The sequence below is a fragment of the Devosia pacifica genome, assembly GCF_014652635.1.
GTDB classification, from domain to species: domain Bacteria; phylum Pseudomonadota; class Alphaproteobacteria; order Rhizobiales; family Devosiaceae; genus Devosia; species Devosia pacifica.
The window spans coordinates 70,107-82,984 of the sequence record NZ_BMZE01000001.1 but is presented as its reverse complement, the minus strand read 5'-3'; the positions used below and the strand labels follow the sequence as shown (position 1 = coordinate 82,984).

General features: G+C 59.1%; 10 protein-coding genes and 1 tRNA gene. 3 read left to right on the top strand and 8 right to left on the bottom strand.

Going from position 1 to position 12,878, the window contains the following annotated elements:
• Positions 1 to 21: 21 nt before the first annotated feature.
• The 5 genes from lon to IE127_RS00395 all read right to left on the bottom strand — a co-directional run bounded on the left by lon (position 22) and on the right by IE127_RS00395 (position 6,211).
• Entirely contained in the window at positions 22 to 2,448 is a 2,427-nt protein-coding gene (gene lon / locus IE127_RS00415; protein WP_189422379.1) for an endopeptidase La, read from the bottom strand.
• 144 nt (positions 2,449 to 2,592) lie between these two features.
• Complete coding sequence (locus IE127_RS00410; RefSeq protein WP_189422377.1) at positions 2,593 to 3,588, bottom strand: small ribosomal subunit Rsm22 family protein; 996 nt, start codon at positions 3,586 to 3,588, stop codon at positions 2,593 to 2,595.
• A 72-nt stretch (positions 3,589 to 3,660) separates the two neighbouring features.
• A complete protein-coding gene (gene clpX / locus IE127_RS00405) occupies positions 3,661 to 4,938 on the bottom strand; it encodes an ATP-dependent Clp protease ATP-binding subunit ClpX (RefSeq protein ID WP_189422375.1) in 1,278 nt (425 codons plus the stop codon).
• A gap of 171 nt (positions 4,939 to 5,109) precedes the next feature.
• Positions 5,110 to 5,736 (bottom strand): ATP-dependent Clp protease proteolytic subunit, encoded by a 627-nt coding sequence (locus IE127_RS00400; RefSeq protein WP_189422373.1) that lies wholly within the window; start codon positions 5,734 to 5,736, stop codon positions 5,110 to 5,112.
• A gap of 244 nt (positions 5,737 to 5,980) precedes the next feature.
• Positions 5,981 to 6,211: a hypothetical protein gene (locus tag IE127_RS00395; protein WP_189422372.1), complete on the bottom strand. Its 231-nt coding sequence runs from the start codon at positions 6,209 to 6,211 to the stop codon at positions 5,981 to 5,983.
• A 142-nt stretch (positions 6,212 to 6,353) separates the two neighbouring features.
• Here IE127_RS00395 and IE127_RS00390 point away from each other — a divergent pair, with 142 nt between their 5' ends.
• Positions 6,354 to 7,610, top strand: coding sequence for a cytochrome P450 (locus IE127_RS00390; protein ID WP_189422370.1), 1,257 nt, complete (start codon positions 6,354 to 6,356; stop codon positions 7,608 to 7,610).
• Between the two features lie 10 nt (positions 7,611 to 7,620).
• On the opposite strand, the gene IE127_RS00385 is transcribed toward IE127_RS00390, so the two are convergent.
• The 3 genes from IE127_RS00385 to IE127_RS00375 form a co-directional block, all read right to left on the bottom strand.
• Positions 7,621 to 9,108: an NAD(P)H-hydrate dehydratase gene (locus tag IE127_RS00385; RefSeq protein ID WP_189422368.1), complete on the bottom strand. Its 1,488-nt coding sequence runs from the start codon at positions 9,106 to 9,108 to the stop codon at positions 7,621 to 7,623.
• Between the two features lie 87 nt (positions 9,109 to 9,195).
• Positions 9,196 to 10,590 (bottom strand): trigger factor, encoded by a 1,395-nt coding sequence (gene tig, locus IE127_RS00380; protein WP_189422366.1) that lies wholly within the window; start codon positions 10,588 to 10,590, stop codon positions 9,196 to 9,198.
• Positions 10,591 to 10,634: 44 nt separating this feature from the next.
• Positions 10,635 to 10,719: transfer RNA gene (locus IE127_RS00375), tRNA-Leu, on the bottom strand.
• Between the two features lie 326 nt (positions 10,720 to 11,045).
• On the opposite strand from IE127_RS00375, the gene IE127_RS00370 reads away from it, so the two are divergent.
• Both IE127_RS00370 and glnA read left to right on the top strand, forming a co-directional pair.
• The gene (locus IE127_RS00370) at positions 11,046 to 11,384 is read left to right on the top strand and encodes a P-II family nitrogen regulator (RefSeq protein ID WP_189422364.1); all 339 of its coding nucleotides are present in this window, start codon (positions 11,046 to 11,048) and stop codon (positions 11,382 to 11,384) included.
• Positions 11,385 to 11,452: 68 nt separating this feature from the next.
• Positions 11,453 to 12,862 carry a type I glutamate--ammonia ligase gene (gene glnA / locus IE127_RS00365; RefSeq protein WP_189422362.1) on the top strand — a complete coding sequence of 470 codons (1,410 nt, stop codon included), beginning with the start codon at positions 11,453 to 11,455 and terminating at the stop codon, positions 12,860 to 12,862.
• The last annotated feature ends 16 nt before the right edge of the window (positions 12,863 to 12,878 follow it).

Below are 12,878 nucleotides of genomic sequence, written 5' to 3'. Positions count from 1 at the left end.
CCCCAAGGGGCGCCATTTGGCTCAGTGTGGCAGGCCGGTTGTCGCATCGTCCGGCTCGACATTCGTCGAGACCGCCGGCTGTTCATCGAAGTTCCATTCGATTGCTTCCGGCTCACGCACCAGCGCGCGCTTGACCACATCGTCCATCACCGAGACCGGGATAATCTCGAGCCCTTCTTTCACGATATCGGGAATCTCGGGAAGATCGCGGACGTTCTCCTCGGGAATCAGCACAGTCTTGATGCCGCCCCGAAGCGCCGCAAGCAGCTTCTCCTTGAGACCGCCAATCGGTAGCACACGACCGCGAAGCGTGATTTCGCCGGTCATCGCCACGTCATTGCGAACCGGAATGCCGGTCATCACCGAGATAATGGCGGTTGCCATGCCGATACCGGCTGATGGACCGTCTTTCGGTGTAGCACCTTCCGGTACGTGCACGTGCACGTCACGCGTTTCGAAGGTCGGCGGTTTGATGCCAAAGTCGATCGAGCGCGACCGCACATAGGCCATGGCGGCTGTGATCGATTCCTTCATCACGTCCTTCAGGTTGCCGGTCACCGTCATGCGGCCCTTGCCCGGCGTCATCACACCTTCGATGGTGAGAATTTCGCCACCCACCGATGTCCATGCCAACCCGGTCACAAGGCCCACGCGCGCCTCGGCTTCGATCTCGCCATGCTTGAAGACAGCCGGGCCGAGATATGCGGCCAGCTTTTCTTCGTCGATAACGATCTTCTCGGCCTTGGTGCGCAGAATTTCCGCGACAGCCTTCCGCATGAGCTTGGAAAGCTCACGTTTCAGGTTACGAACACCTGCCTCACGCGTGTACTGCTGGATCAGCTTTGTCAGCATCTCATCCGGCAGCTCAAACTCCTTGGCGTCCAGCCCATTCTCCCCGAGCGTTTCGGGGATCAGATGGCGCAAGGCAATTTCGTGCTTTTCCTGTTCGGTGTAGCCCGACAGCCGGATAATCTCCATGCGGTCCATCAGCGGCTCGGGAATGTTGAGCGTGTTGGACGTCGTGACGAACATCACATCGCTGAGGTCATAGTCGACCTCGAGATAGTGATCGCTGAAAGTGTGGTTCTGCTCCGGATCCAGCACTTCAAGAAGCGCGGAGGACGGATCGCCACGGAAGTCCTGGCCCATCTTGTCGATCTCGTCGAGCAGGAAGAGCGGATTGGACTTGCCGGCCTTGCGCAGCGACTGAATCACCTTGCCCGGCATGGAGCCGATATAGGTGCGGCGGTGACCACGAATTTCGGCTTCGTCCCGCACGCCGCCAAGCGCCATGCGCACGAATTCGCGTCCGGTCGCCTTTGCAATCGACTTGCCCAGCGATGTCTTGCCGACACCCGGAGGTCCGACAAGGCACAGGATCGGCCCCTTGAGTTTGCCGGTACGCGACTGCACCGCGAGATACTCGAGGATACGTTCCTTGACCTTCTCAAGGCCATAATGGTCCGCATCGAGCACAGCTTCAGCGTGTCCGAGATCGCGCTTGGTTTTCGACTTCTTGCCCCAAGGCAGACCCAGCAGCGTATCGAGATAGTTGCGCACCACTGTGGCTTCCGCCGACATCGGGCTCATGGCCTTGAGCTTTTTCAGCTCAGCCTCGGCCTTTTGCCGCGCTTCCTTGGAAAGCTTGGTCTTTTTGATACGCTCTTCGAGCTCTGCAACCTCGTTCGAGCCTTCTTCGCCGTCGCCCAGCTCGCGCTGGATGGCCTTCATCTGCTCGTTGAGATAGTACTCGCGCTGCGTCTTCTCCATCTGCCGTTTCACCCGGCTGCGGATACGCTTTTCAACCTGCAGCACACCGATCTCGCCTTCCATGAGGCCGAGAATCTTCGTGAACCGGTCGATGACCGAAACGGTCGCCAGAAGGTCTTCCTTCTCGCTGATCTTGATCACCAAGTGGCTGGCAATCGTATCCGCAAGCTTTGACGGCTCTTCGATCTGCTGGACGGCCGAGACGACCTCCGACGAGATCTTCTTGTTGAGCTTTACATAGTTCTCGAATTCGCTCTGCGCCGAGCGGGCCAGCGCCTCGATCTCGACAGGATCCTGCTCCGGTTCCTCGAGCGCACTCGCCTCGGCCTCGAAGTACTCTTCAGTCTGAAGATAGCGATCGATCGTCGAACGCTTCAGGCCTTCCACCAGAACCTTTACGGTGCCATCGGGCAGCTTGAGCAGCTGCAGCACCGTGGCGATCGTGCCGGTCTCGTAGATCTCGTCCGGAGCCGGATCGTCGTCCTGAGCGTTTTTCTGCGTGACCACCAGAATATGCTTGTCGTCACGCATCACTTCTTCGAGGGCTTTGACAGATTTTTCGCGGCCAACGAAGAGGGGTACGATCATGCCCGGGAACACAACGATGTCCCGCAAGGGCAGAACCGGGTAAACCCGATCCCGGCTGTGTTCACCGCCGGTAGGTTTTGCTTCCGACATCTCTTATCCTTTCCGAGCGCCCGGTGGGATGCAAGCGGCGCCCGTTCTGATTGAGCCCGAATGAACATTGGGCTCGATTCCGGTTAATAAATAGGTTCCCTGACGCACGAGACAAGTCAACGTCTCAATGAAACTGTTGAGGGATCAGCCTTCGGGCGTAACCGGCGCCCTATCCCCCCATTCTAGCCGAGACACCTGCCTGAAACGGGGCTTGTCCCGCTTCAGTATTTCCAGGTTATGCTCCTTGCCATCCCGGCAGCAAAGCGAGAGCCGGGTTGAGAACTTGGTTCTCTCGACTGGTTTGATGATACGTTGCCACTCCCGCGCCGGTTCATGTTCGGGCCGTGCGACCGCAATGTAGGAGAACTTTTCGTCCTCGAAGCCCAGCGTGCCGCTCTTGAGCAAACGGTGGTCGCGACTGCGCGGCAGGCGAACTGAAAAATGACACCAATCAGGCTCTCGTAGCGGGCATTCGCGGGCGTGCGGACAGGGCGCAATCAGAGCCGCGCCGAGTTGCAGAAGGTGGTCGCGCGCTTGCATCAGGCGCCTGTAATCGTGCGGACGTCCCGGCTCGACCAGGACTAGGACGCCCGATGTTCTCTGCCAAAGCGCCTCCACCAATGGCAGTACATCGGCCGCACTGAGCTCCGTCAGCCCATAGCTGAGTATCGTCAGATCCCGCTGTCCGTCAGGGAGTCTGCCCGGGTCTCGCAGATCCCCGGCGAGCCGCCGTGCAGATCGCAGCGCTTCGGGACCATCGAGCGATAGTAACCGTCCCGCCTCGAGGAAATGCGGGTTATGGTCTAGCGCCAGCACCTCCTCAATGCCTGGCCAGGAATCGAGCGCTGCCCATGAAGCGGTTCCGGGGCCGCTCGCGGCGTCAAGAACCGTTGCGGGTTGAAAATCCGGCAGTAGCTCTGCAATCTCTTCAAGCACGTAGCGCGCGGCTGCAAATGTCGCAGGCATGCGGCTCATCGCATACGCCAGGGCATCGGTTGCTGACGTGACGGTGCTCGAAGACGCGATGTTCTCTCGATATCCCTGGGACAAACCGGCCGAGGCATCCGCCAGGACGCGTCTGTTGGCGCTGTCAGCCAATGTGCGTAAGGCGTTTTCGAGTTCTGCAGGCAGTGCGCTCAAATCATCATCCAGAAATGCATCGGGGAGAGCCCATGGCCCTCCCCGCAATAACGTTCGTCGATGCGCTGCCGGCTAAGCCCCGGCAGGCATGTCTTCCTGCTTGCGCTCGGAATAGATGTAGAGCGGCCGGGCGTCCTTGCCGTTGACGATCTCTTCCGAAATCACGACTTCCTGCACACCTTCCAGCGACGGAAGATCGTACATGGTGTCGAGAAGGATCGCTTCCATGATGGAGCGGAGGCCGCGCGCACCGGTCCGGCGTTCGATAGCCTTCTGTGCAATCGCCTTGAGAGCATCGTCATGGAAGGTCAGTTCGACCTCCTCCATATTGAACAGACGCTGATACTGGCGAACCAGAGCGTTCTTCGGCTCGGTCAGGATCTGGACCAATGCCGCCTCATCGAGATCTTCGAGCGTGGCGAGTACCGGCAGACGACCGATGAACTCCGGGATAAGGCCAAACTTGACCATATCTTCCGGCTCTACGTCCTTCAGCACATCGCCAACGCGGCGATCCTGCGGATCTTTGACCATCGCCGAGAAGCCGATAGACGTCCCCTCGCCGCGCGCAGCGATGATTTTCTCCAGCCCGGCAAACGCGCCACCGCAAATGAACAGGATATTGGTGGTATCGACCTGCAGGAATTCCTGCTGCGGATGCTTGCGCCCGCCCTGCGGCGGCACGGAGGCGACAGTGCCTTCCATGATCTTCAGCAGCGCCTGCTGGACACCCTCGCCGGAAACGTCACGGGTAATTGAAGGATTGTCCGACTTGCGGGAGATCTTGTCGACCTCGTCGATATAGACAATGCCGCGCTGTGCCTTCTCAACGTTGTAGTCGGCGGACTGCAACAGCTTGAGAATGATGTTTTCGACATCCTCACCCACATAACCTGCTTCGGTCAGGGTGGTGGCGTCCGCCATGGTGAAGGGCACATCGAGGATGCGGGCCAGCGTCTGCGCGAGCAGCGTCTTACCCGAACCGGTCGGACCGATCAGCAGGATGTTGGATTTGGAGAGTTCCACATCCTGGTTCTTCGCCGCGTGATGCAGACGCTTGTAATGGTTGTGCACGGCGACAGAGAGAACACGCTTCGCACGTCCCTGCCCGATTACATAGTCGTCGAGGACCTTGCAGATTTCCGCGGGCGTCGGCACGCCATCCGACGACTTGACCATCGAGGTCTTGTTCTCTTCGCGGATGATGTCCATGCAGAGCTCGACGCATTCATCACATATGAACACAGTTGGGCCCGCAATCAGTTTGCGAACCTCGTGCTGCGACTTGCCGCAAAACGAGCAATACAGCGTATTCTTCGAGGTCTCGCCGCTTGTTGTGTCTTTGGACATCCAGTTACTCCTGAGGGGCTAACCCCACGTTCAGAACGCTAACTTCAAACGGTAACGTTCGAGGACTAAGAAAGTCTAAGCCGAATCGACCTTAATGGCCGATCCGGCATGACGCAATTCCAGTGTGGCCACAGTCCAATCATGAACGCGAAAGCGTTAACGCGCTCGCGATCAGGGGGCTTCGGGGGCCGCGCGCTTTTCGAACACGCTGTCGATAAGCCCGAAAGTCTTTGCTTCTTCGGGGCTCATGAAGCGATCACGTTCGAGCGCTGTCTCGATTTCCTCGTAGGTGCGGCCGGTGTGCTTCTCATAGATTTGATTGAGACGGCGCTTCAGGCCTTCCACTTCCTTGGCGTGAATCAGGATGTCGGTGACCTGCCCCTGATAACCGCCGGAAGGCTGGTGCACCATCACGCGTGCGTTGCTCAACGCGCCGCGCATTCCCGGCTCGCCGGCAGCAAGAAGCAGCGAGCCCATGGAGGCAGCCTGCCCCATGCACAGCGTCTGCACCTGTGGACGGATGAACTGCATCGTGTCGTAGATCGACAGGCCCGCTGTCACCACGCCGCCGGGCGAGTTGATGTACATCGAGATTTCCTTTTTCGGATTCTCGGACTCGAGGTACAGCAGCTGCGCGACAATCAACGAAGCCATGTTGTCCTCGACAACGCCGGTCACGAAGATGATGCGCTCACGCAGCAGGCGTGAATAGATGTCGAAGGCCCGCTCACCGCGGTTCGACTGCTCGACCACCATTGGCACGAGCGTGTTCATGTAAAGATCGTGCGGATCCTTCATTGTGTAGATGCCCCTTCGCGGCCGTGACTAGGATTTACGGCCATCAAGATGTGAATACTCGGAAAGCGCACCAGAAGCCGGAGCCATAGCGCTGACCAGATGTGACGTTTGCGCCGGAGTGTTCCGGTCGGTGAAGCTACCGCAACGCATCGAGCGAGAGATAGGCGGGAATATGACCGCATTCAATAGGACGCGGTCCGCTGCTTCGCAAGGCCGGCAGATCCGGGCAAATTGAGACAATCGCTCAGCTCGCGAACGAAACCGCTACGCCGCGCTTGCGAAAATGCGATTGCATGAGCTTGCGGCCCTGCCGGTTGTTTTGCGCCAGCTTCGAGGGGTCGAACACCGCTTCGCTGACACCTTCGCGCGCCATGGCAGCCTTCAGCTCGGCTATACGCATATCAAGCTCACGATTATCGTCGTGCAACGAGGCATAGATGTTCTCGATTGCCTGGTTCAAGGTGGGTTCGGCCAACGGCCCTCTCCTCTGATGGTTCGGCGGTGCGCAACCGAACATGCACGACTTTATACCGCGTTAATCGCATGCCGATGCCGCCGATATTGCGAACGCTGATCAAGCACCTAAAGTGTCGCGTGTCAAAAAGGGGCGCGTGGAAATGGCAGCAATCGTACAGGTTCGACCGATTACCGATATCCCGCCGGATCGATGTACAAGTGCCAATCCGCGCAACGCGCAATTCTATCAGAATCCCTACCCGTTTTATGCGGAACGGCACGCAGACCGGGATGGATTTTTCTGGACGGACTATGGCCATTGGTGTTTCGCCGGCTTCGATCAGGTCAATCGCCTTTTTCGCGACAAGCGGTTCGGCAGAGAGATTCTGCATCGCGCCAGTCGTCAGGAGATCGGCCTGCCGGAGCCGAAGGCGCACACGCGCGATTTCGACAAGGCCGAGCTTCATTCACTGCTCAATCTCGAACCGCCGGACCACACGCGCCTCCGCACTCTCGTCAATCGTGCATTCGTCTCAAGACAGGTGGAGCGGCTGCGTCCACGCATCGCAGAGCTGGCACACGAGCTTATCGATGGCTTCGAAACGCATCGGGAAGTCGACCTGATCTCCGCTTTCGCCGCTCCGCTACCTGCGATCGTCATCGCCGAACTGATCGGGGTGCCGCGGGACATGGCGCCACAGCTTCTGGAGTGGTCAAACCGGATGGTACGCATGTACATGTTCGGTGTCAGTGAGGAGACGGAACGGGACGCTAACGCAGCGGCCATCGCATTCATCGGCTATCTGAAAAGCCTGATGGCCGATCGGCGCCGGGCGCCCCAGGAAGATCTTCTGTCTCATATGCTGGCAAATGCGGGCACCGAGCAGACGCTGAGCGACGATGAAATTGTCTCGACCGCCATCCTTCTGCTCAATGCCGGCCACGAGGCGACCGTTCACACCACCGGCAATGGCGTTAAGGCCATTCTTGAAAGCGGTCTCAGCCCGGCACGGCTGTTCGCCGATCAGGCGCAGACGGCAGCGACCGTCGAAGAATGCCTTCGCTTCGACGCGCCTCTGCATATGTTCACACGATACGCGCTGGAAAACATGGAACTCGATCACGGCATCGTCCTGCAAAAGGGCGACGTCATCGGGTTACTGCTTGGAGCCGCGAACCGCGATCCGAAACGCTTTACAGCACCTGATGCGTTTGATCCCTTCCGCGAGAACAATCAGAATGTGAGCTTCGGCGCAGGCATCCATTTCTGCATAGGGGCGCCGCTGGCAAGAATTGAACTGCAGGAAGCGATGCGCGTGCTGTTCGAGCGCCTGCCGGCACTAAGCCTTTCAGAAGCGCCCGAATATGCTGACGTCTTTCACTTCCACGGCCTCAAGCGGCTTATGGTGGCGTGGTGAAGCATCGGCTCTAGAGGTAATCGTCCAAGGATAACGATGCCAGCACCTCCGGGATCAGCTCCGGCAGATCTTCGCTCGTCAGGCCCTGATGCCCGTAGGCGTTTGCTGCTTCGGCATGAATCCAGGCAGCAGCCGAAGTACCCTCAAAGCCCGGCATGCCTTGCGCCAGAAGCCCGGCAATAATGCCGGCAAGCACATCGCCCGCCCCTGCTGTCCCGAGTATTGCCGGCGCGTTGGCATTAATAGTGGCCCGGCCATCGGGGTCGGCAATCACGGTATCACTGCCCTTCAACAGAACGGTAGCGCCGGAATGCTTGGCCGCCGCGCGCGCTCTGTCCAACTTCGAGCCATCGAGATCGAAAATTCTCGAGAACTCGCCCTCGTGCGGCGTAAGAACGACCGGAGCAGACCGCCCCCGGATGGCACCGAACAGCTCTTCGGGATCGTCCTTGAAGCTCGTCAGCGCATCGGCGTCGAGAACCACCGCCGCGCCCGATTGTAGCGCGGCATGAACATTCTTGCGGGTCTCCTGCCCCACACCGGCCGCAGGACCGATCACTACCGCGTTGAGGCGAGTGTCATTCAGAAGCCCTTCAAGTCCTCCATCATCGATGGGCTTGAGCATCACCGCAGTCACATGCGCCGCCTGGACCAACAGAGCATCATGGCGCCCCGCAAGCGAAACCAGCCCGGTACCGGACCGCAGCGCCGCAGATGCTGCAAGCCTCGATCCGCCAGTCTCCAGCGGCCCACCGCTCAAGACCACGGCGTGCCCACGATCATATTTATGCCCGCCAAGGGAGGGTACCGGAATGCGCCACAACTCCGGACCATTCTCGGTGACCTGCGATCCGATCCGGTCGAGAACCTCATCAAGAATCCCGATATCGGTGCAGACAACGGCGCCGCAGTGCTGCCTTCCGGGGAGCAGCAGATGCCCCGGCTTCTTGCGGAAGAACGTTACCGTCAATTCGGCCTCGATCGCGACGCCGCGCACCTCGCCGGTCAACCCATCGATACCACTCGGCACATCGATACTGACAACCGGCTTCTTCGTGTGATTGACCGCCTGAACGAGACCGGCCAGTCCCCCTTCGATTGGCCGATCAAGCCCAGCGCCTAATAGAGAGTCGATTATCAGGTCGGCATCGTCGAGATCTTCTGCCTGTGGATGGTCGCAGCGACCACCCCAGGCGGCGGCGGCCAGTGCAGCGTCGCCTTTCAGCATCGATCGATCGCCAAACAGCCTCACCTGAACGGGCCAGCCGCGTTCTTTCAGCAAGCGAGCGACGACGAAGCCATCGCCACCGTTGTTGCCGGGCCCGCACAGTACCAGCACCGAACGCTGGTAGTATCGCTCGATTACCACATCGGCGACGGTGCGTCCGGCGTTCTCCATGAGTACGTAGGAGCGACCGAGACGCTCGCCCGCGAGCTTGTCAGCTTCACGCATCTGATCCGGCGTCAGCAGGACCGACGCTGCGCGTTCCTGCGCCATACACCAATGCTGCCGCTAATGACGACAGCTCCCTCAGAAAACAAAAAAGGGCCGCGCTAACGCGGCCCCCTGTAGATCGACCGACCCTTAGTGGTCGTGATGGTCGTGGTCGTGCTCAGCGGCCTCATACTCCTCATCCGACTGGATGAGCTTGGCCAGCTCTTCGCGCGTCATGGTCTTTTCGTTCTGCTTGGCCTTATCGGCTACGAAATCCACAACCTTGTTCTCAAACACGGGTGCGCGCAGGGAAGCGAGAGCCTGCGGGTTCTGACGGTAGTAGTCGTAAACCTGCTGCTCCTGGCCAGGGAAGCGGCGAACTTCGGCGATGAGCGCCTGCTGGTGCTCCTGCTCGCTGACCTGGATTTCGTTCTTGTTGCCGATTTCGGCGACAACCAGACCGAGACGCACGCGACGCTCAGCAATGCGCTGATATTGCTCGCGCGCTTCTTCCTCGGTCGTGCCTTCGTCCTCGAAGCTGCGGCCGTGATGCTCGATCTCATGGGTCACGCGCTGCCAGATCTGGTTGAATTCTGCTTCAACCAGCTGCTGCGGAACCTCGAATTTGTGCCCTTCATCGAGCAGGTCGAGGATCTGGCGCTTCATGTGCTGGCGGCTCATGGACGACAGAGCATTCTCCATCTGGCCACGTACGGCTTCACGAAGCTTGTCGACGCTCTCGAGGCCAAGTTTCTTGGCGAAGTCTTCGTCGAGCTCACCAGCAGCAGGAGCATCCACATGCAGGATGTTTACCTCGAAGGTGGCCTTCTTACCGGCCAGTTCTTCATTCTGGTAGTCATCAGGGAAGGTCACATCGACCGTCTTGGTCTCGCCCTTCTTGGCGCCAACAAGCTGCTCTTCGAAGCCCGGGATGAAATCGCCGGAGCCGATAACGAGGTGCGCATGGTCGGACGAGCCGCCCTCAAAAGCCTCGCCGTCGATCTTGCCTTCAAAGCTCAGACCAATGCTGTCGCCGTCCTCAACGACGGCGTCATCGCCCTTGCTCTCGTAGCCACGGTTCTGGCGAAAGACGCGCTGGACTTCCTTGTCGACTTCGGCCTCGTCGATCTCGACCACCGGCTTGGTGACCTCGATGCCGTCGAAGGACATGATTTCGACAGGCGGGAGCACTTCGTACTCCACCTCGAATGCGAGATCGGCCTTGCCTTCGAGCACCTGATTGATCACCGCCTGATCGTCCGGCAGATCGACCTTGGGCTGCGCGGCTGCACGCTCTTCGCGCTGCTCGAGCGTGTCAGAGACGGAGGAGTTGATTGCCTCCTGCATCACCTCGGACATGGCCGAACGACCGTACATCTTGCGCAGGTGCGAAACCGGCACCTTGCCCGGACGGAACCCCTTGAGGTTCGCCTTGCCCTTGAGTTCATCGAGCTTGGCATCCAGGCGCGTCGTAAGGTCGGTGGCCGGAATGGTCACACTTAGTTTGCGCTTCAGGCCCTCGTTCAGGGTCTCGTTTACCTGCATTCGGTGCTTGTCCCGTTTTGTTCTACTCGGTTTCGGCCAGGTAATGGTGCGGGTGAGAGGAATCGAACCTCCACGCCTTGCGGCGCTGGAACCTAAATCCAGTGCGTCTACCAGTTCCGCCACACCCGCAAGTGTGCCCGTCGGCCGGGTTGCGCGAGGGTCTAAACGAAGTTTTCGGGCCAGTCAAAGCTTGATTGCAAGGCGGCGGCTGCGCTTGCCATCCTGGGCAGCGCCTAATCCTCAGGCAGCCCCACATTCGCACCGCAAACATCCTGCTCTATAATTAGCCTCAGAGCCTACTTTTTAACCAGCGAAGGTGCTATACAACATGCCATTGAGGTGGCCAACTACGCCTAATTGCATGATATCTCAGATGAAAACCTTACCGACAATGGTGTGGCATGCACCATGCATAAATCGGCGTGGTACCCGCCAAGAGGCACGTGGAGGCTCATATGAAAAAGATCGAGGCTATCGTTAAGCCGTTCAAGCTGGACGAAGTCAAAGAAGCACTGCAGGAAGTCGGTCTGCAGGGCATCACCGTTACCGAAGCAAAGGGCTTCGGACGGCAGAAGGGCCACACTGAACTCTATCGCGGCGCCGAATACGTCGTGGATTTCCTGCCGAAGGTGAAGGTCGAGGTGGTTTGCCCCGACGATCTCGCCGAACGGGCGATCGAAGCCATTCGTGCGGCCGCCCAGACAGGGCGTATCGGCGACGGCAAGATTTTCGTTTATCCAATCGAACAGGCAATCCGCATCCGTACGGGCGAATTCGGCGACGACGCGCTTTAGGCTAGTGACCTAGGCGACGCGGCGCTCCACAAGCACTAAAACAACCTCCGACATTCAAGGGGAAACATATGGCAACCGGAAACGAAATAATCAGCCGGATCAAAGACGAGAACATCAAGTACGTGGATCTGCGGTTCACGGACATGCGCGGCAAGCTGCAGCACGTGACGATGGATTCCACGGCCATCGAAGCGGACACCTTCGAAGAAGGCATCATGTTCGATGGCTCTTCCATTGCCGGCTGGAAAGCCATCAATGAATCCGACATGGTGCTGATGCCGGATGCCGATTCAGCTTATATCGATCCGTTTTTCGGCGCTGCCACCCTGGCGGTGAACTGCGACATTCTCGAGCCTGCCACCTACCAGCCCTATAACCGCGACCCGCGTTCGATCGCCAAGAAGGCGGAAGCCTATGTCGGATCGAGCGGAATCGGCGACTCGGTTGTGTTCGGTCCGGAACCGGAATTCTTCCTGTTTGATGACGTGAAGTACTCGGCCAGCACCTACAAGGTCGGTTTCCAGGTTGATTCGACCGAACTCGGCACCAACTCCGACGCTGAGTACGAAGCCGGCAATACCGGCCACCATATCGGTCTCAAGAAGGGCTACTTCCCCGTGCCGCCGCTCGACAGCGGACAGGATATCCGTGGTGAGATGCTCGAAGCGATGGCCTCGATGGGCGTCAATGTCGAAAAGCATCACCACGAAGTGGCCTCGGCGCAGCATGAGCTTGGCATCAAGTTCGCGCCGATGATTGCCGCCGCCGACCATGTGCTGATCTACAAGTACGTCGCTCACCAGGTCGCCAACGCGTACGGCAAGACCGCGACGTTCATGCCGAAGCCGGTTTATGGCGACAACGGCTCCGGCATGCATTGCCACCAGTCGATCTGGCGCGACGGCAAGCCGCTCTTCGCGGGCGACCAGTATGCTGGCCTTTCGCAGGAATGCCTTTGGTATATCGGCGGCGTGATCAAGCACGCTCGTGCCATCAACGCCTTCACCAACCCGTCGACCAACTCCTACAAGCGTCTGGTGCCGGGCTTCGAGGCTCCGGTTCTGCTGGCCTACTCGGCGCGCAACCGCTCCGCATCCTGCCGTATCCCGTTCGGCCAGTCGCCGAAATCGAAGCGCGTCGAAGTGCGTTTCCCGGATCCGATGGCCAACCCCTACCTCGCCTTTACAGCACTGCTGATGGCGGGCCTCGACGGCATCAAGAACAAGATCAATCCCGGCGACCCGATGGACAAGGATCTTTACGAACTGCCGCCGGAAGAGCTCAAGGACATCCCGACCGTTTCCGCGTCGCTGCGTGAAGCACTTGGAAACCTCGACGCCGACCGTGACTTCCTCAAGGCTGGCGGCGTGATGGATGACGACTTCATCGACGCTTACATCAGCCTCAAGATGGAAGAAGTCATCAAGTTCGAGCACACCCCGCACCCGGTCGAGTACGAGATGTACTACTCCGCCTAAGCGGACACGGAAGTTG

Bases quoted from the DNA above. Each gene is read 5' to 3' on its own strand.
- lon (WP_189422379.1), bottom strand. From the start codon at position 2,448: ATGTCGGAAGCAAAACCTACCGGCGGTGAACACAGCCGGGATCGGGTT.
- clpX (WP_189422375.1), bottom strand. From the start codon at position 4,938: ATGTCCAAAGACACAACAAGCGGCGAGACCTCGAAGAATACGCTGTAT.
- IE127_RS00400 (WP_189422373.1), bottom strand. From the start codon at position 5,736: ATGAAGGATCCGCACGATCTTTACATGAACACGCTCGTGCCAATGGTG.
- IE127_RS00390 (WP_189422370.1), top strand. From the start codon at position 6,354: ATGGCAGCAATCGTACAGGTTCGACCGATTACCGATATCCCGCCGGAT.
- IE127_RS00385 (WP_189422368.1), bottom strand. From the start codon at position 9,108: ATGGCGCAGGAACGCGCAGCGTCGGTCCTGCTGACGCCGGATCAGATG.
- tig (WP_189422366.1), bottom strand. From the start codon at position 10,590: ATGCAGGTAAACGAGACCCTGAACGAGGGCCTGAAGCGCAAACTAAGT.
- IE127_RS00370 (WP_189422364.1), top strand. From the start codon at position 11,046: ATGAAAAAGATCGAGGCTATCGTTAAGCCGTTCAAGCTGGACGAAGTC.
- glnA (WP_189422362.1), top strand. From the start codon at position 11,453: ATGGCAACCGGAAACGAAATAATCAGCCGGATCAAAGACGAGAACATC.